Source organism: Mycolicibacterium neworleansense (assembly GCF_001245615.1).
Taxonomy (GTDB): Bacteria; Actinomycetota; Actinomycetes; order Mycobacteriales; family Mycobacteriaceae; genus Mycobacterium; species Mycobacterium neworleansense.
In genome coordinates this window covers 1522850-1541285 of record NZ_CWKH01000001.1, presented here as the reverse complement: position 1 = coordinate 1541285, position 18436 = coordinate 1522850, and the positions used below count along the sequence as shown (strand labels likewise).

The 18436-nt window shown below is 67.2% G+C and carries 18 protein-coding genes; 12 read left to right on the top strand and 6 right to left on the bottom strand.

Annotated elements, in window-relative coordinates; genetic code table 11:
• Positions 1–19: 19 nt before the first annotated feature.
• Positions 20–2110, bottom strand: a complete 2091-nt coding sequence (gene tkt, locus BN2156_RS07185; protein WP_090511831.1) for a transketolase — start codon at positions 2108–2110, stop codon at positions 20–22.
• A 234-nt stretch (positions 2111–2344) separates the two neighbouring features.
• Between tkt and BN2156_RS07180 the strand changes: the two genes are divergently transcribed.
• Positions 2345–3277, top strand: a complete 933-nt coding sequence (locus BN2156_RS07180; RefSeq protein WP_090511828.1) for a heme o synthase — start codon at positions 2345–2347, stop codon at positions 3275–3277.
• Between the two features lie 60 nt (positions 3278–3337).
• Positions 3338–4267: a DUF1254 domain-containing protein gene (locus BN2156_RS07175; protein WP_210436639.1), complete on the top strand. Its 930-nt coding sequence runs from the start codon at positions 3338–3340 to the stop codon at positions 4265–4267.
• On the opposite strand, the gene BN2156_RS07170 is transcribed toward BN2156_RS07175, so the two are convergent.
• Positions 4264–5238 (bottom strand): quinone oxidoreductase family protein, encoded by a 975-nt coding sequence (locus BN2156_RS07170; RefSeq protein WP_162490830.1) that lies wholly within the window; start codon positions 5236–5238, stop codon positions 4264–4266. The two genes, BN2156_RS07175 and BN2156_RS07170, sit on opposite strands and share 4 nt — an antisense overlap.
• A 32-nt stretch (positions 5239–5270) precedes the next feature.
• Between BN2156_RS07170 and BN2156_RS07165 the strand changes: the two genes are divergently transcribed.
• A complete protein-coding gene (locus BN2156_RS07165; RefSeq protein WP_162490752.1) occupies positions 5271–6209 on the top strand; it encodes an ATP-grasp domain-containing protein in 939 nt (312 codons plus the stop codon).
• Between the two features lie 45 nt (positions 6210–6254).
• Positions 6255–7058, top strand: coding sequence for an SDR family NAD(P)-dependent oxidoreductase (locus BN2156_RS07160; RefSeq protein WP_090511823.1), 804 nt, complete (start codon positions 6255–6257; stop codon positions 7056–7058).
• A 16-nt stretch (positions 7059–7074) separates the two neighbouring features.
• On the opposite strand, the gene BN2156_RS07155 is transcribed toward BN2156_RS07160, so the two are convergent.
• Genes BN2156_RS07155 through mptB form a run of 4 tightly spaced genes read right to left on the bottom strand, consistent with a single transcriptional unit; the run spans position 7075 to position 11457 of the window.
• The gene (locus BN2156_RS07155; RefSeq protein ID WP_090511821.1) at positions 7075–8022 is read right to left on the bottom strand and encodes a COX15/CtaA family protein; all 948 of its coding nucleotides are present in this window, start codon (positions 8020–8022) and stop codon (positions 7075–7077) included.
• A 50-nt stretch (positions 8023–8072) separates the two neighbouring features.
• Positions 8073–8855: an ABC transporter permease gene (locus tag BN2156_RS07150; protein WP_090511819.1), complete on the bottom strand. Its 783-nt coding sequence runs from the start codon at positions 8853–8855 to the stop codon at positions 8073–8075.
• Complete coding sequence (locus BN2156_RS07145) at positions 8852–9784, bottom strand: ABC transporter ATP-binding protein (RefSeq protein WP_090511816.1); 933 nt, start codon at positions 9782–9784, stop codon at positions 8852–8854. The genes BN2156_RS07150 and BN2156_RS07145 overlap by 4 nt, the downstream gene beginning before the upstream one ends.
• The gene (gene mptB, locus BN2156_RS07140) at positions 9781–11457 is read right to left on the bottom strand and encodes a polyprenol phosphomannose-dependent alpha 1,6 mannosyltransferase MptB (protein ID WP_162490751.1); all 1677 of its coding nucleotides are present in this window, start codon (positions 11455–11457) and stop codon (positions 9781–9783) included. Before mptB ends, BN2156_RS07145 begins: the two co-directional genes overlap by 4 nt.
• 116 nt (positions 11458–11573) lie before the next feature.
• Here mptB and BN2156_RS07135 point away from each other — a divergent pair, with 116 nt between their 5' ends.
• From BN2156_RS07135 to BN2156_RS07100, 8 genes are read left to right on the top strand one after another with little or no spacing between them, the layout of a single operon-like run.
• The gene (locus BN2156_RS07135; protein WP_090511811.1) at positions 11574–12383 is read left to right on the top strand and encodes a helix-turn-helix transcriptional regulator; all 810 of its coding nucleotides are present in this window, start codon (positions 11574–11576) and stop codon (positions 12381–12383) included.
• Complete coding sequence (gene sufB, locus BN2156_RS07130) at positions 12380–13810, top strand: Fe-S cluster assembly protein SufB (protein ID WP_090511809.1); 1431 nt, start codon at positions 12380–12382, stop codon at positions 13808–13810. Before BN2156_RS07135 ends, sufB begins: the two co-directional genes overlap by 4 nt.
• A complete protein-coding gene (sufD, locus tag BN2156_RS07125) occupies positions 13811–14989 on the top strand; it encodes a Fe-S cluster assembly protein SufD (protein WP_090511807.1) in 1179 nt (392 codons plus the stop codon).
• A gap of 2 nt (positions 14990–14991) precedes the next feature.
• Positions 14992–15765 carry a Fe-S cluster assembly ATPase SufC gene (gene sufC, locus BN2156_RS07120; RefSeq protein WP_090511805.1) on the top strand — a complete coding sequence of 258 codons (774 nt, stop codon included), beginning with the start codon at positions 14992–14994 and terminating at the stop codon, positions 15763–15765.
• Position 15766: 1 nt separating this feature from the next.
• On the top strand, positions 15767–17023 hold the full coding sequence (locus tag BN2156_RS07115) for a cysteine desulfurase (protein WP_090511802.1): 1257 nt from the start codon (positions 15767–15769) through the stop codon (positions 17021–17023).
• Positions 17020–17478 (top strand): Fe-S cluster assembly sulfur transfer protein SufU, encoded by a 459-nt coding sequence (sufU, locus tag BN2156_RS07110; protein ID WP_090511800.1) that lies wholly within the window; start codon positions 17020–17022, stop codon positions 17476–17478. The genes BN2156_RS07115 and sufU overlap by 4 nt, the downstream gene beginning before the upstream one ends.
• Positions 17475–17816 (top strand): metal-sulfur cluster assembly factor, encoded by a 342-nt coding sequence (locus tag BN2156_RS07105; RefSeq protein WP_064886506.1) that lies wholly within the window; start codon positions 17475–17477, stop codon positions 17814–17816. Before sufU ends, BN2156_RS07105 begins: the two co-directional genes overlap by 4 nt.
• Positions 17817–17844: 28 nt before the next feature.
• Positions 17845–18372, top strand: coding sequence for a hypothetical protein (locus BN2156_RS07100; protein ID WP_090511797.1), 528 nt, complete (start codon positions 17845–17847; stop codon positions 18370–18372).
• Positions 18373–18436 lie beyond the last annotated feature (64 nt).

The window sequence follows — 18436 nt, the reverse complement described above, 5'->3', positions numbered from 1 at the left end:
CTTCTCCTGCTAGTCGTCGCTAGTTGTCTAGGGATCGTTCCGCCGCAGCCGCCACGGCCTCGGGGGTGAAACCGAACTCACGGAACAGCGTCTTGTCGTCGGCGGAGGCACCGTAGTGCTCGATCGAGACGATCTCGCCGGTGTCTCCGACCAGCTTGTACCAACTCTGCGCCACCGCGGCCTCGACCGCCACCCGGGCCGAAACCGCCGGTGGCAGTACCGAATCGCGGTACTCCTTGGGCTGCGATTCGAACCACTCGACACACGGCATCGACACCACGCTGGCGTTGATGTCCTTGTCCGCCAGCAGCTTCTGCGCCGCGACGGCGAGCTGAAGCTCGGAGCCCGTGGCGATGATCACCACGTCGGGGTTGTCCTCCGGGGTGCCGCCGAGCACATAGCCGCCGCGGGCCACACCTTCGGCGCTGGTGCCCTCGATCACCGGGACGCCCTGCCGGGTCAGGATCAACCCCACCGGGCCGGTGCTGGCGGTGCGCTCCAGCACGGTCTTCCACGCATAGGCGGTCTCGTTCGGATCGCCCGGTCGCACCACCGACAGGTTCGGGATCGCGCGCAGCGCCGCCAGGTGTTCGATCGGCTGGTGGGTCGGACCGTCCTCACCGAGGCCGATCGAGTCGTGCGTCCACACGTAGATCGGATCGATGTTCATCAATGAGGCCAAACGCACGGCCGGGCGCATGTAATCCGAGAACTGCAGGAAAGTTCCGCCGTAGGGCCGGGTCGGGCCGTGCAGCACGATGCCGGACAGGATCGCGCCCATCGCATGCTCACGGATGCCGAAGTGCAGGGTGCGGCCGTACCAGGTCGCGTTCCAGTCCTCGGTCGAGATCGAGGGCGGCCCAAACGAGTTCGCGCCCTTGATCGTGGTGTTGTTGCTGCCGGCGAGGTCGGCCGACCCGCCCCACAGCTCGGGAAGGGTCTGCCCGACGGCGGCCAGCACGGCGCCGGAGGCGGCACGGGTGGCCACCGGCTTGGAGTCGACGTCCCAGTGCGGCAGGTCGGCGTCCCAGCCCTCGGGGAGCTTCTGTGCCAGCAGCCGGTCCAGCAGCTGCTTGCGCTCGGGCTCACGCTCGGCCCAGGCGTCGAAGCCCACCTGCCAATCGGCGTGTGCCTGCTTGCCGCGGGCCACCAGCTCACGGGTGTGGGCGATGACGTCGTCGCGCACCTCGAAGCTCTTGTCCGGGTCGAAGCCGAGGATCTTCTTGGTGGCCGCCACCTCGTCGGCGCCCAGTGCCGAACCGTGCACGCCGCCGGTGTTCATCTTGGTGGGGGCGGGGTAGCCGATGATCGTGCGCAGCGCGATGAACGACGGCTTGTCGGTGACCTTCTTGGCGGCCGCGATGGCTTCTTCTATGCCGGCTACGTTCTCGCCGCCCTCGACCTCCTGGACGTGCCAGCCGTAGGCGCGGTAGCGCGCGGGCACGTCCTCGCTCAACGCGATGTCGGTGTTGTGCTCGATGGAGATCTTGTTGTCGTCCCAGAACACGATGAGATTGCCGAGCTGTTGGGTGCCTGCGAGCGACGAGGCTTCGCTGGTGACGCCTTCCTCGATGTCACCGTCCGAGGCCACCACGTAGATGTAGTGGTCGAACGGGCTCTCACCCGGGGCGGTGTCGGGATCGAACAGGCCGCGCTCGTAACGGGCGGCCATCGCCATTCCGACCGCCGAGGCCAGACCCTGGCCCAGCGGGCCGGTGGTGATCTCCACGCCCTTGGTGTGGTGGTACTCGGGATGGCCCGGCGTCAGTGAACCCCAGGTGCGCAGTGCCTCGATGTCGGCCAGCTCCAGGCCGAAGCCGCCGAGGTAGAGCTGCAGGTACAGGGTCAGGCTGGAATGCCCGCAAGACAGCACGAAGCGGTCTCGGCCGATCCACTCGGTGTCGCTGGGGTCGTGGCGCAGCTGCCGCTGGAACAGCGTGTAGGCCAGCGGTGCCAGGCTCATCGCTGTCCCCGGGTGGCCGTTGCCGACCTTCTGCACCGCGTCAGCCGCGAGCACCCGGACGGTGTCGACCGCAACGCTGTCGAGTTCGGTCCAGTCATCTGGGTGGTTGGGCTGGGTGAGAGCGGTGATCTCTTCGGCGGTGGTCACTAAGCTCACTTCCTCGTCTTCAATCTGCCGGCACGTGCACGCAGTTGCCATGCTGCTACGACAAACACCCTAGTGGGGCGGACTCGTCCGATGCAGACTGGTTCTCACACCGATACCCCGTCGTTTACCCCGGTGTTGCCGCCGAACATGACCCTGCGGTGCCGAGCTGTTCGGGCGGCGGTCTACCATCGTGTGTAGTAGAAGCCGCGTGACGCCACCCGAGGAGTTATTTGCGTGAGCATTCGCGAGCGCCGGCTCATCAATGGGGCGCCGAGCCGAATACGATCCACCTTCCTGTCGTATTTGGCGTTGACCAAGCCGCGCGTGATCGAGTTGTTGCTGGTCACCACCATTCCGGCGATGCTATTGGCGGCCCGCGGCACAATTGACCCGCTGCTGATCCTCAACACCCTGATCGGCGGGGGGCTCGCGGCGGCCGGTGCCAACACGCTCAACTGTGTGGTGGACGCCGACATCGACAAGGTGATGAAGCGGACCGCCCGTCGCCCGCTGGCTCAGGCTTCGGTGCCGACCCGGCACGCGCTGATCTTCGGTCTGGTCCTCTCGGTCACTTCGTTCGGCTGGCTGTGGTGGACGTCGAATCTGCTGTCCGGGTTGCTGGCCATGGCCACGATCGCGTTCTACGTCTTCGTTTACACGTTGCTGCTCAAACGCCGCACCTCGCAGAACGTCGTGTGGGGCGGGGCGGCCGGCTGCATGCCCGTGATGATCGGCTGGTCCGCGGTGACCGGGACCATCCAGTGGCCGGCGTTGGTGATGTTCCTCATCATCTTCTTCTGGACGCCGCCGCACACCTGGGCCCTGGCGATGCGGTACAAGGACGACTACAAGGCGGCCGGCGTGCCGATGCTGCCCGCCGTGGCCACTGAGCGTGAGGTCACCCGCCAGATCTTGATCTACACCTGGCTGACGGTGCTCACCACGCTGGTGCTGGCGCTGGCCACCGGATGGCTCTACGGTGCTGTGGCCCTGCTGGCCGGCGCGTGGTTCCTGGTGATGGCCCACCAGCTGTACTCCGGGGTGAAGCGCGGGGAGCCGGTCAAGCCGCTGCGGTTGTTCCTGCAGTCGAACAACTACCTGGCCGTGGTGTTCTGCGCGCTGGCCATCGACTCGGCGCTGGCGCTGCCGACGATCTTCGGCCGCTAGCCCCGCGAACCGTCGCCCCAACGTCGTTGGTGTGGCAGCGTTGTCGTCATGACCGAACATGTGAGTCCTGACAACTTCGCGCGCGCCGAATCCGATCAGTACTTCGCCGGAGCCGTGAAGGACGGTGGGTTCGGGAAGTTCTTCCACAACCGTGATCTGACCCCGGTCGATCACCAGATCGTCATCCGGCAGAACCGGGACACGCTGTATTCGGCCGCGGTGTTCGATCTCGACGGCGGGCCCGTGACGATCACGCTTCCCGACAGCGCGGGCCGGTTCATGTCGCTCCAGGTCATCAGCGAGGATCACTACACAACCAACGTCGCCTATGCGCCGGCCGAGGTGACGTTCAGCCGGGATTCCGTCGATGCGCGCTATGCGATCGTGGCAGTCCGCACCCTGGTCGACCCCGGCGATACCGCCGACCTGGCCGCGGTGCATGCGCTACAGGACGCCATCGGCGTGTCCCAGGCGGATCCGGGGTTCTTCGAGATTCCGCAGTGGGATCCGGTCAGCCAGAAGACGGTTCGTGATGCGCTCATCACACTGTCCACCACGCTGACGGACAGCACGGCCATGTTCGGTGCCAAATACGAGGTGGACCCGGTGCGTCACCTCATCGGCTCGGCGTTCGCCTGGGGCGGAAACCCCGCGCGCGATGCGATGTATCTCACCGTGGTGCCGGCCGGGAACGACGGCACCACCGTGCACCGGCTGACCGTCAAAGACGTCCCGGTGGACGGATTCTGGTCGGTGACGGTCTACAACAAGGACGGCTATTTCACCGCGAACCCGCAGAACGCCTACTCGGTGAACAATGTCACCGCGGTCAAGGACCCGGACGGTTCCACCACGGTGCAGTTCGGTGGGACCGGCGCAGCCAATCTGCTGCCGGTCACCGCGGGCTGGAACTACATCGTCCGGCTGTACCGGCCGCGGCCTGAGATCCTCGACGGCTCCTGGACGTTCCCGGACATCCAGCCGGTCTAGGGCACCAGCACGATCGAGCCGACGGTCTTGCGGCCCTGCAGGTCGGTGTGGGCCTGGCCGGCCTCGGCCAGCGGGTACCGGCCGCCGACGGTGATGGTGATCGAACCGTCTGCGATGGCATTGATCAATTCACCTGCCCGCCAAGAGAATTCATCGGGCGTGCGGGTGTGGTGAGCCAGCGTCGGCCGGGTCAGGAACACCGAGCCGGCGGCGTTGAGACGCTGCGGATCCACCGGCGGCACCGGTCCGCTGGCCGCACCGAACAGGGCCAGCGTGCCGCGCACCGCGAGGCTGGCCAGGCTCGCGTCGAACGTCGATGCGCCGACTCCGTCATAGACGGCGGCCACACCCGCGCCGCCGGTGAGATCGCGGATCTTGTCGCCGAACTCAGCTGGGTCTTCGGGATAGTCGAGCACCTCGACGGCTCCGGCCTGGCGGGACAGTTCGGCTTTCTGCGGTGTCGAGGCGGTGGTGATCACCCGGGTGCCGATGCTTGTGGCCCATTGGGTGAGGATCAGGCCGACGCCGCCGGCGCCGGCATGCACCAGCACGGTGTCGTTGGGCTGCACAGCGTAGGTGGACTTGATCAGGTAGTGCGCGGTCATACCCTTCAGGAGCGCCGACGCGATCGCGTCGGGCGCTACGCCGTCGGGCACATAGGCCACGAAATCGGCCGGGGCGACGCAGAAATCGGCGTAGGCGCCGGTCGCGTTGGCGGTCACCACGCGGTCCCCGACAGCCAGTGCCGCCACGTCGTCGCCGACTGCGGCGACGGTGCCGCAGACCTCCGACCCGACGATGAACGGCAGGTCCCGCGGATACTGCCCGGACCGGAAGTAGGTGTCGATGAAGTTGACGCCGATGGCCTCGGCCTTGATCAGTACCTCGCCGGGGCCCGGGGCGGGCTCGGGCCGCTCGACGTAGCTCAGGACTTCGGGTCCGCCGGTCTCGGCAACTTCGATGGCATACACGCCATCCATCATCCACACCTATCATCGCGGGGGTGAAGCTTGCCCGTCCGGATGTGTTCCATCCCCGCATCGTGTTGGCTGGTTGTGCGGCATTGCCGGAAGGCGACGGTGACGACGCCGGCCTGCTGATGGCGCTGCGCAACCGCGGTCTGCATGCCCGCTGGCTGCCCTGGGACGATCCGGCCACCCTCGATGCCGACCTGGTGGTCTTGCGGGCCACCTGGGACTACGCCGAGCGTCTCGATGAGTTCCTGGCCTGGACCCGGTCGGTGCGCCACCTGATCAACCCCGCGCAGATCGTGCAGTGGAACACCGACAAGCGCTACCTCGACGATCTGCACCGCATGGGTGTTCCCGTGGTGCCGACCGGATACTTCGCGGTCGGAGAGAAGGTCAGCGTGCCCGACGGTGAGGTGGTGGTGAAGCCCGCGGTGGGGGCGGGCTCGGCCGGGGCCCAGCGGTTCGTCGACGCCACGGAGGCGCTGGCTCACGCGGAGGCTCTGCACGCCGGTGGCCACGCGGTACTGGTGCAGCCGTACGACGCGCGGATCTCCGACGGCGAAACCGCGCTGGTGTTCTTGGGCGGCAAGAAATCCCATGCCTTCACCAAGGGGCCGATCCTGCCGCCGGCCGGGCAGTCACCCGAGTTCGAGGAGACTGGCACCTATGCGCAGGAGTCGCTGTCGCCGGCCGATCCCGGCGAAGAAGTCTGGCGGGTCGGCCACCAGGCGGTCGACGCGGTGGTCCGGCTGTTCGATTTCGACGCCGAGGAGCTGGTGTACGCCCGCGTCGATGTGATCGGCGGACCGGAGGACCCCCGCCTGCTCGAGCTGGAACTGGTCGAACCCGGTCTGGGATTCCGCCAGCTCCGTGCGCGCGATCGGGCGGACGCCGAGCGGCAGTTCGCCGTCGGTGTGGAGGCCGCGCTGGAGCGCTTCGGGCTGGGCCCGCTGTCGCACCGGGGTTTCTGACGAACTGGACGAACTGGTCGACAGAGCCGCCCTAGAGTCGGCCGGGTGGACACCTTTGAAGGGCGGGGCGCCGTGGTCACCGGCGGGGCCAGCGGCATCGGCTTGGCGACAGCGCGGCAGTTCGCCATGCGTGGCGCCCGTATTGTGCTGGCCGACTACGACGAAACGGCGCTCGGTCGCGCTGTCGCGCAATTGCGATCAGAGGGGTACGACGCCCACGGCGTGCCGTGCGATGTCCGCGAACTGGACCAGGTCACCCACCTCGCCGACGAGGCCTTCCGGTTGCTCGGCGCCGTGCACGTGGTGTTCAACAACGCCGGCGTGGCCGTCGACGGGCCGGTTGCACAGATGACCCATGACGACTGGCATTTCATTCTCGATGTCGACCTGTGGGGACCGGTTCACGGTGTCGAGGCGTTCTTGCCCCGGCTGATCGAGCAGGGCCAGGGCGGGCACGTGTTGTTCACCGCGTCCTTCGCCGGGTTGGTCCCCAACGTCGGGCTCGGCGCGTACTGCGTGGCCAAATACGGTGTGGTCGCGCTGGCCGAGGTGCTGGCCCGTGAGGTCGGCGACAACGGGATCGGGGTTTCGGTGCTGTGCCCGATGATGGTGGGCACCAACCTCCTTGCCACGTCGGCGCGGGCACGCGGCCAGGTGGTCGAGGACCAACTCATCACCGGCAACGACGTACTCGACGTCGACGAGGTCGCCCGGCTCACGGCCGAGGCGGTCCTCGCCGATCGCCTGTATGTGTTGCCGCACGAGGCGTCACGAACTTCGATTCGCCGTAGGTTCGATCGGATCGACGCGACGTTCGACGCGCAGACCGCGGCCGGGTGGACGCACTGACGAGGATGCGCCGGGTCTAGGCCCCGGCCTGGACCCGTTCACGCATCGATGCCCACAGCGCTGCGGTCGCCGCGGTACAGGCGGCCGCACCGGCGACGTGCACGGCGACCAGTACCGCCGGCACCCCGGTGTAGAACTGCACGACCCCGACGAGCCCTTGCGCGCACACCAGTGCCACCAGAACGGCGAGCCGGACCATGACGGGGCGGCCGGCACGTACCGCGGTCAGGCCGAACCCCAGCGCAACGATGAGCGACAGGTAGGCGACCAGCAGCGACGAGTGCATGTGCACGAGCGTGGTGATCTCGACCTGTAGCCGCGGTACCACGCGATCGAGGCTCTTGTCCCCGGCATGCGGGCCGGCGCCGGTCACCAGCGTGCCCGTCACCAGGACCGCGGCCAGGATGACGGCGCTCAGGACGGTCAACTGCCGCAACGGTTTCGGCACGGTCGCCGTCGGCGCGCCCTCGTCGGGCTGGCCGATCTTGACGAACAGCAGAACCGAGAGCCACACCATCGCCATGGAGGCCAGCAGGTGGATGGCCACGGTCCACCACAGCAACCCGGTCCGCACCGTGATGCCGCCGATGATGGCCTGGACCACGGTGGAGGCCGGCATCAGCCAGGCGTAGATCAGCACCTCGCGGCGGCGTCGCGCCCGGGTCACGGCCAGGACGGCGGCGATGGCGGTCAGCACCACGAGGAAGGTGATCATCCGGTTGCCGAACTCGACCACCTGGTGCACGACGGCGACTTCGGCGTGTGGGACGGGTGTGAAGCTGCCGGGGAAACACTGGGGCCACGTGGGGCAGCCCAGACCGGAGGCGGTGACCCGGACGATCGCCCCGGTGACCGAGATGCCGCCCTGGGTGAGGATCACCAGGAACGCGATGAGGCGCTGGACCCGCAGGCTGGGCATGGGCAGCAGATCGACCAGTCGCTGGAAAACTGTTCCGACGGGCACGGGCTGATCGTAGTTGATCAGTAACTACAGCCCGTAGTAGGGCTGGTGGATCAGGTGAAGCGGAACCAGCGCAGCGCGCAGACTGCCGCGATGACACCCCACACCACCAGCACGGCCACACCGAACCAGTCCACTGACATCGTCATGGCCTGGGTCAGGGATTCGGTGAGAGCTCCCGACGGGGTCAGCCGGGCGGCCCAGCGCAGCGCCGACGGCACCGGGCCGCCTTCCAGGGTGAGTGCGCCGAGGCCGGCGAACACGAACCACAGGAGGTTCGCCAGGGCCAGCACGATCTCGGCCTTGAGCGTCCCGCCGAGCAGCAGTCCCAACGCGGCGAATGTGGCAGTGCCGAGCGCGATGATCACCGCGCCGAGCGCCAACCCGATCACCGAAGGTCGCCAACCCAGTGCAAAACCGATGGCACCCAACAGGATTGCCTGCAAGAACACCACGGTCACCACTGCCAGAGACTTGCCTGCGATGATCCCCCACACCGGGAGCGCGGTGGCGCCGAGGCGTTTCAGGGCGCCGTAGCGGCGGTCGAACGCCACCGCTATGGCCTGCCCGGTGAACGCCGTGGAGATCAGGGCAAGGGCCATGATGGCGGGGGTGAAGGTTCCCGCCCGGTCGTCGCCGAACGAGCCCAGCGGCAGCAGCGTCATCCCGACCAGCAGCGTGATCGGGATGAACATGGTCAGCAGCAGCTGTTCGCCGTTGCGCAGCAGCAACTTCAGTTCCAGCTTGAATTGGGCGGCCAGCATGGCCGGCACCTTGGCCGGGCGGGGATCCGGGGAGAAGGTGCCCGGGGCGAACCGGTTCGGAGCGCTCGTCATGACCGCAGCTCCCGTCCTGTGAGGTCGAGGAATACATCTTCGAGGCTGCGCTGCTCCACCCGCATGCCGGTGGCCAGCACGTTGAGCCGGGCGCACCAGGCCGTCACGGTGGCCAGCACCTGCGGGTCGATGTGTCCCTCGACCAGGTACTCGCCGGGGGCCGTCTCGGTGGCCTTGTAGTTCTCCGGCAGGGCGGCGGCCAGCAGGGTCAGGTCGAGCTTGCGCGGCGCGCTGAACCGCAGCTGGTTCTCCGCGCCGCTGTGCGTGAGCTCGGCCGGGGTGCCGGTGGCGACCGCCACGCCGTGATCGATGATCACGATCCGGTCGGCGAGCTCCTCGGCCTCGGCGAGGTGGTGGGTGGTCAGCACCACCGTCACGCCGTCGCGGCGCAATGCATCGATCAACTCCCACACCACAATTCGGGCGTGGGCGTCCATCCCGGCGGTGGGCTCGTCGAGGAACACCAGCTCGGGCCGGCCGACCACCGCGCAGGCCAGCGCCAGGCGCTGTTGCTGGCCGCCCGACAGGCGCCGGTAGGTGGTCCGGGCGGATTCGGTCAGGCCCAGCGTGTCCATCAGCCAGGCCGGGTCGAGGGGATCGGCGGCGTATGAGGCCACCAGGTCGAGCATCTCGCCGGCCTTCGCCGCCGGGTATCCGCCGCCGCCCTGCAGCATCACGCCGATCCGCTCGCGCAGCTGGGCGTTGTCCGCGATGGGGTCCAGGCCGAGGATCTCGACCCGACCGTCGTCGGGGCGGATGAATCCCTCGCACATCTCGACAGTGGTGGTTTTGCCCGCGCCGTTCGGGCCGAGCAGCGCCAGCACTTCGGCGCGCTGCACCTCGAGGTCCAGGTTGGACACCGCCGTCGTCGCGCCGTAGCGCTTGCTGACGCCGCGGAGCAGCACTGGATGATCAGAACGCGAGGTCACGGGGATTCAGCGTAGGCGTCGGGGGACTGTGTGCGTGCCGGTGGTGGGCTTATGTCCGTCTGAGGTGACGCACGCCACGGCAGCCGGCGCCATGTCAGGCCGATCAAGATCAACACGATCACGGTGCTGGCCAGGGTTGCCATCACGATCTGGAACAACGTGAACCGGTCGCCGTTGGCGGTCGGACCGAAGATACCGACGACCAGGGTGATCGCGATCGTGGAGCCGCGGAACCCCGGCCGGGTTGCCCACGCGGCCAACGGGATCACCGCCCACAGCAGGTACCACGGTTGCACCACCGGGAACAGCAGGATCGTGCCGCCCAGGGCGACACCCAGACCGCCCACCGGATGCAGGCGGCCGCGCAGCACCGCCAGCAGCAGCCAGCTGACCAGGATCGCGATGAGGAAGACACCGATGGCGCGGGTCAGGGCCAGCACCGCGGTGGTGTGATCACCGAGGCCCAGCAGGATGCCGACCTGGCCGGTGCCCAGGGCCACCAGGGTCGGCGGCGACATCCAGCTGCGCACGACGTTGGCGGTGCCGAGGGTGCCCAGCCAGCCGAAGCCCAGGCCGCTGGCCCAGCCGATCAGCGCCATCACCGCCAGCGACACCGCGCCGAGTGGGACGCTCGCCACGAAGAAGGCCTTGATCGTGCCGCCCAGGCGCCAGGCCAGGGCCATCGCCACGAAACCCAGCGCCAGCAGCGACGGCAACTTGACCTGGGACGACAGCGTGATCAACACGGTGCCGAGCAGCAGCATCGCCGCGGGGTACCAGTGTTGCCAGTCCTCGCGCGAGTGCGGCCAGGTCAGCGGCCGGGGAAGCAGCGGAGCCGCCGCGTCGATGCCACGCAGCGCGAATTCCGTACCTGCCAGCATCAGCCCGAGCATCAGCGCCTCGTTGTGGATCCCGGCGACCAGGTGCATGAACAGCAGCGGGTTACAGGCGCCCAGCCACAGCGCGCTGACCTCGGCGACGCCGCAGCGCCGGGCCAGCCGTGGCGTCGCCCACACGATGAGCCCGACACCGAGCAGCACGACGACGCGGTGGCACAGCACCGCGGCGACGATGTTCTCGCCGGTCAATGCGGAGATGCTCTCGCCGATCCACAGGAAGAGCGGCCCGTACGGGGCCGGTGTCTCGCGCCACAGGCTCGGTACCGACAGTGTGAACACGTGGTCAAGGCCGAGGCCGGTGGCCGGACCCACCTTGTAGGGGTTCAGGCCGATGTACCCGATCTCGCTCTGGGCCAAATACGAGTAGACGTCCTTGCTGTACATCGGCGGCGCGATCAACAGGGGGATGGCCCACAGCAGCAGCGTGCGGTCGAGCTGGCTGCGTGACATCCGGCGCGGTCCGAGCGCGAAGCGCCCGAGCATGAGCCAGGCCAGCGCCATCATCACCGCGCCGGTCGTGGTCATCGTCAGCGAGACGGTCTGGATGCGCGACGGCAGGTTGAGCAGCCGCACCCCGAAGGTCGGGTCCTGCACGACGGGTCGGGCGCCGGCGCCGAGGGCTCCGATCGCCATCAGTACGGTTCCGGTGGCCCCGAACAGCCGGGTTCGGCGCTGTGCGACGACCTCGGCGGGGTTGAGTGGAGACCCGACGGTCCGTTCATCGCCGTGCCACCGGGCGATCGATGAGCTGAAGGTCGACAGGCGGCTTGCCATCAGGGCAGCGTAACCGTCGGCGGAGGCGGCCTTCGCCGGGCAACGGTGGCCCAGGTCACGTAAGGGTGCCCTTGCTAGAACCGCGCGGGGAATTCCGTCACAATGGTGTTGTGAAAATGCGTCGGACGGCTCCGGGCTCTGTGTCGAGCCCTGCTTCGGTGAGTGTGCCGAAGCCGGTTGCCGACGTGGTGCCGGCCTCTGACGGGCACACCCGGCGCGCGATCATCCACCTGTTGCTCGAAGGGCCCATCACGGCCGGGCAGATCGGCGAACGCCTCGGCATTTCGGCCGCCGGCGTGCGTCGTCACCTCGATGCCCTGATCGACGCTGGTGATGCTCAGGCCAGTGCCGCTGCCGCGTGGCAGCACAACGGCCGGGGTCGGCCGGCCAAGCGCTACCGGTTGACGGCGGCGGGGCGGGCCAAGCTCGGCCACACCTATGACGATCTGGCGGTTGCCGCGATTCGGCAGTTGCGTGAGATCGGCGGCAAGGACGCCGTGCGGACTTTCGCGCGCCGCCGGATGGACACCATCCTGGCCGGGGTCACCGAGGGGTCCGGCGGGGTCTGCGACACCGCCGAGCGGGTCGCCGACGCGTTGAGCAGGGCCGGGTATGCCACCACCACGACGCCGGTGGACGGCCCGATTCACGGGGTGCAGATCTGCCAGCATCACTGCCCGGTATCGCATGTCGCCGAAGAGTTTCCGGAGTTCTGCGAGACGGAGAACGAGGCGTTCGCCGAGATCCTTGGCACCCACGTACAACGGCTGGCCACCATCGTCAACGGTGACTGCGCCTGCACCACTCACGTCCCACTCGATGCCGACGGCATCGAACACAAAGTGAACACAGACAGCACAGAGAAGGTTCGGAGCACAGCCCGCGCCCGGACGACCGCAACGATCAAACAAGGAGCGGCGAAATGACCATCACGCCCGAAACGCCATTGACCCAGGAAGAGACCATCGCGTCACTGGGCAAATACGGCTACGGCTGGTCGGACTCGGACGTCGCAGGCGCAAGTGCGCAGCGCGGCCTGTCTGAAGCCGTCGTGCGTGACATCTCGGCCAAGAAGAACGAGCCGGAATGGATGCTGGAGACCCGCCTGCGGGCGCTGCGCACCTTCGACAAGAAGCCCATGCCGCACTGGGGCTCCAACCTCGAGGGCATCGACTTCGACAACATCAAGTACTTCGTGCGCTCCACCGAGAAGCAGGCGGCTTCCTGGGAGGAACTGCCCGAGGACATTCGCAATACCTATGACCGCCTCGGCATTCCGGAAGCCGAGAAGCAGCGCCTGGTTGCCGGTGTGGCCGCACAGTACGAGTCCGAGGTGGTGTACCACCAGATCCGCGAGGACCTCGAGGCGCTCGGCGTGATCTTCCTCGACACCGACTCGGGCCTGCGTGAGCACCCGGAGATCTTCCAGAAGTACTTCGGCACGGTGATCCCGGCCGGCGACAACAAGTTCTCCGCGCTGAACACCGCGGTGTGGTCGGGTGGTTCGTTCATCTACGTGCCCCCGGGCGTGCACGTCGACATCCCGCTGCAGGCGTACTTCCGGATCAACACCGAGAACATGGGCCAGTTCGAGCGGACGCTGATCATCGCCGACGAGGGCTCCTACGTGCACTACGTCGAGGGTTGTACCGCGCCGATCTACAAGTCCGACTCGCTGCACTCCGCAGTCGTCGAGATCGTCGTCAAGCCCGGTGCACGGGTGCGCTACACCACGATCCAGAACTGGTCGAACAACGTCTACAACCTGGTCACCAAGCGGGCGCGGGCCGAGGCCGGCGCCACCATGGAGTGGATCGACGGCAACATCGGTTCCAAGGTCACCATGAAGTACCCCGCGGTCTGGATGACCGGTGAGCACGCCAAGGGCGAGGTGCTCTCGGTGGCGTTCGCCGGTGAGGGCCAGCACCAGGACACCGGCGCCAAGATGCTGCACCTGGCGCCGCACACGTCGTCCAACATCGTGTCCAAGTCGGTGGCCCGCGGCGGCGGCCGCGCGTCTTACCGCGGCCTGGTCCAGGTCAACAAGGGTGCGCACGGCAGCCGCTCGAGCGTGAAATGCGATGCGCTGCTGGTCGATACGATCAGCCGCAGCGATACCTACCCCTACGTCGACATCCGCGAGGACGACGTCACGATGGGGCACGAGGCCACGGTGTCCAAGGTCAGCGAGGATCAGCTCTTCTACCTGATGAGCCGTGGCCTGACCGAGGACGAGGCGATGGCGATGGTGGTGCGCGGCTTCGTCGAGCCCATCGCCAAGGAACTGCCCATGGAATACGCGCTCGAGCTCAACCGGCTCATCGAGCTGCAGATGGAAGGCGCGGTCGGTTAAGTGGGGTCCAATCTGACTGAAGCGGCCGAGAGTGTGGCCGTCAACAAGGGTGAGTTGTTCTCGTCCTTCGATGTGAACGCCTTCGAGGTGCCCGGCGGCCGCGACGAGCTGTGGCGGTTCACCCCGCTCAAGCGGTTGCGCGGCCTGCACGACGGCTCGGCCGTGGCCAATGGCAGCGCCGGAGTCACCGTGAGCGAGCGGCCCGGCGTGACCGTCGAGACCGTCGGCCGCGACGACAAGCGGCTCGGCGAGGGCGGTACGCCCACCGATCGGGTTGCCGCCCAGGCCTACTCGTCGTTCGAGACCGCCACCGTGGTGACCGTCAAGCGGGAAACCGAGGTGGCCGAGCCCATCGAGATCGTGATCGACGGACCCGGTGCGGACACCGTGGGCTACGGACACCTGCAGATCCGCGTCGAGGAACTGTCCCGGGCGATCGTGGTGGTCGACCTGCGCGGCAGCGGAACCTACGCCGACAACGTCGAGATCATCGTCGGCGATTCGGCCGGCCTCGGATTGATCTGGATCGCCGACTGGGCCGACGACATGGTGCATGTCAGCTCCCACCACGCCAAGCTCGGCAAGGACGCGGTGCTCGGCCACGTCAACGTCACCCTCGGTGGCGATGTGGTCCGTACCTCGGCCACCGTGCGGTTCAGCGGCCCCGGCGGCGACGCCAAGATGCTCGGCACCTACTTCGCCGACGACGGCCAGTTCTTCGAGTCACGGTTGCTGGTCGACCATTCCCAGCCGCACTGTAAGTCCGACGTCCTCTACAAGGGCGCGTTGCAGGGTGATCCGGACTCCAAGAAGCCCGACGCGCACACGGTGTGGATCGGCGACGTGTTGATCCGGGCAGAAGCCACCGGTACCGACACGTTCGAGGTGAACCGCAATCTGGTGCTCACCGACGGGGCCCGCGCCGATTCGGTGCCCAACCTCGAAATCGAGACCGGCGAGATCGTCGGCGCCGGGCACGCCAGTGCCACCGGGCGTTTCGATGACGAGCAGTTGTTCTACCTGCGCGCCCGCGGTATTCCCGAGGATCAGGCCCGCCGCCTGGTCGTGCGCGGATTCTTCAACGAGATCATCGCCAAGATCGCTGTCCCCGAGGTGCGCGAGCGTTTGACCGCCGCCATCGAAAAAGAACTTGCCATTACCGAATCGAAAGCTAACTAGTCATGACCACTCTGGAAATCAAGGACCTGCACGTCTCGGTCAACGCCGCCGAAGGCGCTGAGAACACCGAGATCCCGATCCTCAAGGGTGTCGACCTGACCGTGAAGTCGGGGGAGACCCATGCGGTCATGGGCCCCAACGGCTCGGGAAAGTCGACGCTGTCCTACGCGATCGCCGGCCACCCCAAATACACCGTCACCTCCGGTTCGATCACCCTCGACGGGCAGGACGTCCTCGAGATGAGCATCGACGAGCGGGCACGCGCGGGCCTCTTCCTGGCCATGCAATACCCGGTCGAGGTGCCCGGGGTGTCGATGTCGAACTTCCTGCGCACGGCCGCCACCGCGGTCCGCGGCGAGGCGCCCAAGCTGCGCCACTGGGTCAAGGAAGTCAAGGCCGCGATGGACGAGCTCGAGATCGACCCGGCGTTCGGTGAGCGCAGCGTCAACGAGGGTTTCTCCGGTGGTGAGAAGAAGCGCCACGAAATCCTGCAGCTGGGCCTGCTCAAGCCGAAGATCGCGATCCTCGACGAGACCGACTCGGGCCTGGACGTCGACGCGCTGCGCATCGTGAGCGAGGGCGTGAACCGCTACGCCGAGGCCGAGCACGGCGGCGTCCTGCTGATCACCCACTACACCCGGATCCTGCGCTACATCCAGCCGCAGTTCGTGCACGTGTTCGTCGGCGGTCGCATCGTGGAATCGGGTGGGCCGGAACTCGCCGACGAGCTCGAAGAGAACGGATACGTGCGCTTCACCCAAGCCGTCGGAGCCTGACATGACCATCTCGGCGGCGACTTTGGACCAAGCCGGGCTGGCCAGGATCCGTGCTGATTTCCCGATCCTGAATCGGGTGATGCGCGGTGGACAACAGTTGGCGTATCTGGATTCCGGGGCGACGTCACAAAAGCCGCTGCAGGTCCTCGACGCCGAACGTGCGTTCCTGACCACCTCCAACGGGGCTGTGCACCGCGGTGCACACCAGTTGATGGAAGAGGCGACCGACGCCTACGAGCAGGGCCGCGCGGATATCGCGGCGTTCGTCGGCGCCGAACCCGACGAGCTGGTGTTCACCAAGAACGCCACCGAGTCGATCAACCTGGTGTCGTATGTGCTGGGGGACAAGCGGTTCGAGCATGCCGTCGGCCCCGGCGACGTCATCGTCACGACTGAGCTGGAACACCACGCGAATCTGATTCCGTGGCAGGAGCTGGCTCAGCGCACCGGTGCCACGCTGAAGTGGTACTCGGTCACCGATGACGGCCGGATCGACCTGGATCCATTGCAACTCGACGACCGGGTGAAAGTGGTGGCTTTCAGCCATCATTCGAACGTCACCGGTGCGGTGGCCCCGGTGGGCGAGCTGGTGTCGCGGGCCAAGGCGGTCGGCGCGCTCACCGTCCTCGATGCGTGCCAGTCGGTGCCGCATCAGCCGGTCGATTTCCATGCGCTCGACGTCGATTTCGCGGCATTCTCGGGTCACAAGATGCTCGGGCCCACCGGTATCGGTGTGCTCTACGGCCGGCGCGATCTGCTGAACGCGATGCCGCCGTTCATCACCGGCGGTTCCATGATCGAGACCGTCACGATGGAGCAGACCACCTATGCGCCGGCGCCGCAGCGCTTCGAGGCCGGCACCCCGATGACCTCACAGGTGGTCGGATTGGCCGCTGCGGCAAGGTATTTGAGCGAGATCGGGATGGCCGCCGTCGAGGAGCACGAGGCCGAGTTGGTCGCGGCCGCGCTGGAAGGGCTGTCCGGGCTTCCCCAGGTCCGGATCATCGGTCCGGCGACGACGGAACATCGCGGGTCCCCGGTCAGCTTCGTGGTGGACGGCATCCACGCCCACGACGTCGGGCAGGTGCTCGACGACGAGGGTGTCGCGGTACGTGTCGGGCACCATTGCGCCTGGCCGCTGCACCGTCACTTCGGGATTGCCGCCACCGCCCGTGCGTCCTTCGCGGTGTACAACACGCTCGACGAGGTCGACCGCCTGGTGGCCGGCGTCAAACGCGCTGTGGAGTTCTTCTCGTGAAAATGGAACAGATGTACCAGGAAGTGATCCTGGATCACTACAAGCATCCGCATAACCGCGGACTGCGGGAGCCGTTCGCCGCCGAGGTACATCACGTCAATCCGACCTGTGGTGACGAGGTGACCTTGCGGGTCACGCTCTCCGACGACGCCGACACGGTGACGGACATCTCGTACGACGGCCAGGGTTGTTCGATCAGCCAGGCCGCCACCTCGGTGCTCACCGACCAGGTCATCGGCCAGAGTGTCGGCGACGCGCTCAAGACGGTCGAGGCATTCACCGAGATGATTTCCTCGCGCGGCAACGTCGAGGGGGACGAAGATGTACTCGGTGACGGCATCGCGTTCGCCGGTGTCGCCAAGTACCCGGCGCGGGTGAAGTGCGCCCTGCTGGGCTGGATGGCTTTCAAAGACGCGCTGGTGCAGGCCGGCAATGACCTGGAGGACAAGCGATGAGTGACACCGCTTCTGACGAACTGCTCGCCGACGTCGAGGAGGCCATGCGCGACGTGGTTGATCCCGAGCTCGGGATCAACGTCGTCGACCTCGGGCTGGTGTACGGACTCAACGTCGAGCAGGGTGATGAGGGTGCCGTCGCACTGATCGACATGACGCTCACCTCGGCGGCGTGTCCGCTGACCGACGTGATCGAGGATCAGTCACGTACCGCCCTGGTGGGCGCCGGCCTGGTCAACGAGATCAAGATCAACTGGGTCTGGAACCCGCCGTGGGGCCCGGACAAGATCACCGACGACGGCCGCGAACAGCTGCGAGCCCTCGGTTTCACCGTCTGATTCACGACAGACACCGCACAATGACCGTGTGATCACGGTCCCGCCGTTCGTATGGCGTAGTGGCTTCGCCGGCCGGGCGCTGATCGTCGGTGTCGGCGTGGGCCTGGTGTTGGGCCTGCTCGCCTGGCTGGACTCCGGTTTCTGGGTGTCTGCTGTCTTGGTCCTCGTGATCGTCGGGACCTTCTACGGCACCTTCATGGCGCGTCGGATGGCACGGTACTGGCCGATGTCGAAGCAGCTGACCGGCCCCGACCGGGTGGCGATCGTGCGCGCTGCCCGCGCCGGGCAACCTATCGACGATCCGCGGTGGGTCGAAGCCGCCCGCGACTACGGCCGGGGAGTGCACGCGGCCGCCGAGGCGGCCCGCCCGTTTCGCTGGCTGTTGCCGTTGGTACTCGTCGTCGCGGCGGCAAGTGCGTTGTGGGACGCCGCATTCGGATCGGTCGGCAACGTCGTGGTGTCGGTCGTCTACCTGGCGGCTCTGGCCGCGGAGGTGTTCTGGTGGCCGAAGCGACAGGCTCAGCTGCTGGCCAATGTCCGGCAGGCCTGTGGATAACTTCGCCGCAGTTCCGACAACTTGTCGGCCCAGGTCGCTAGCTTCCGGCTCATGAGGAACGGAT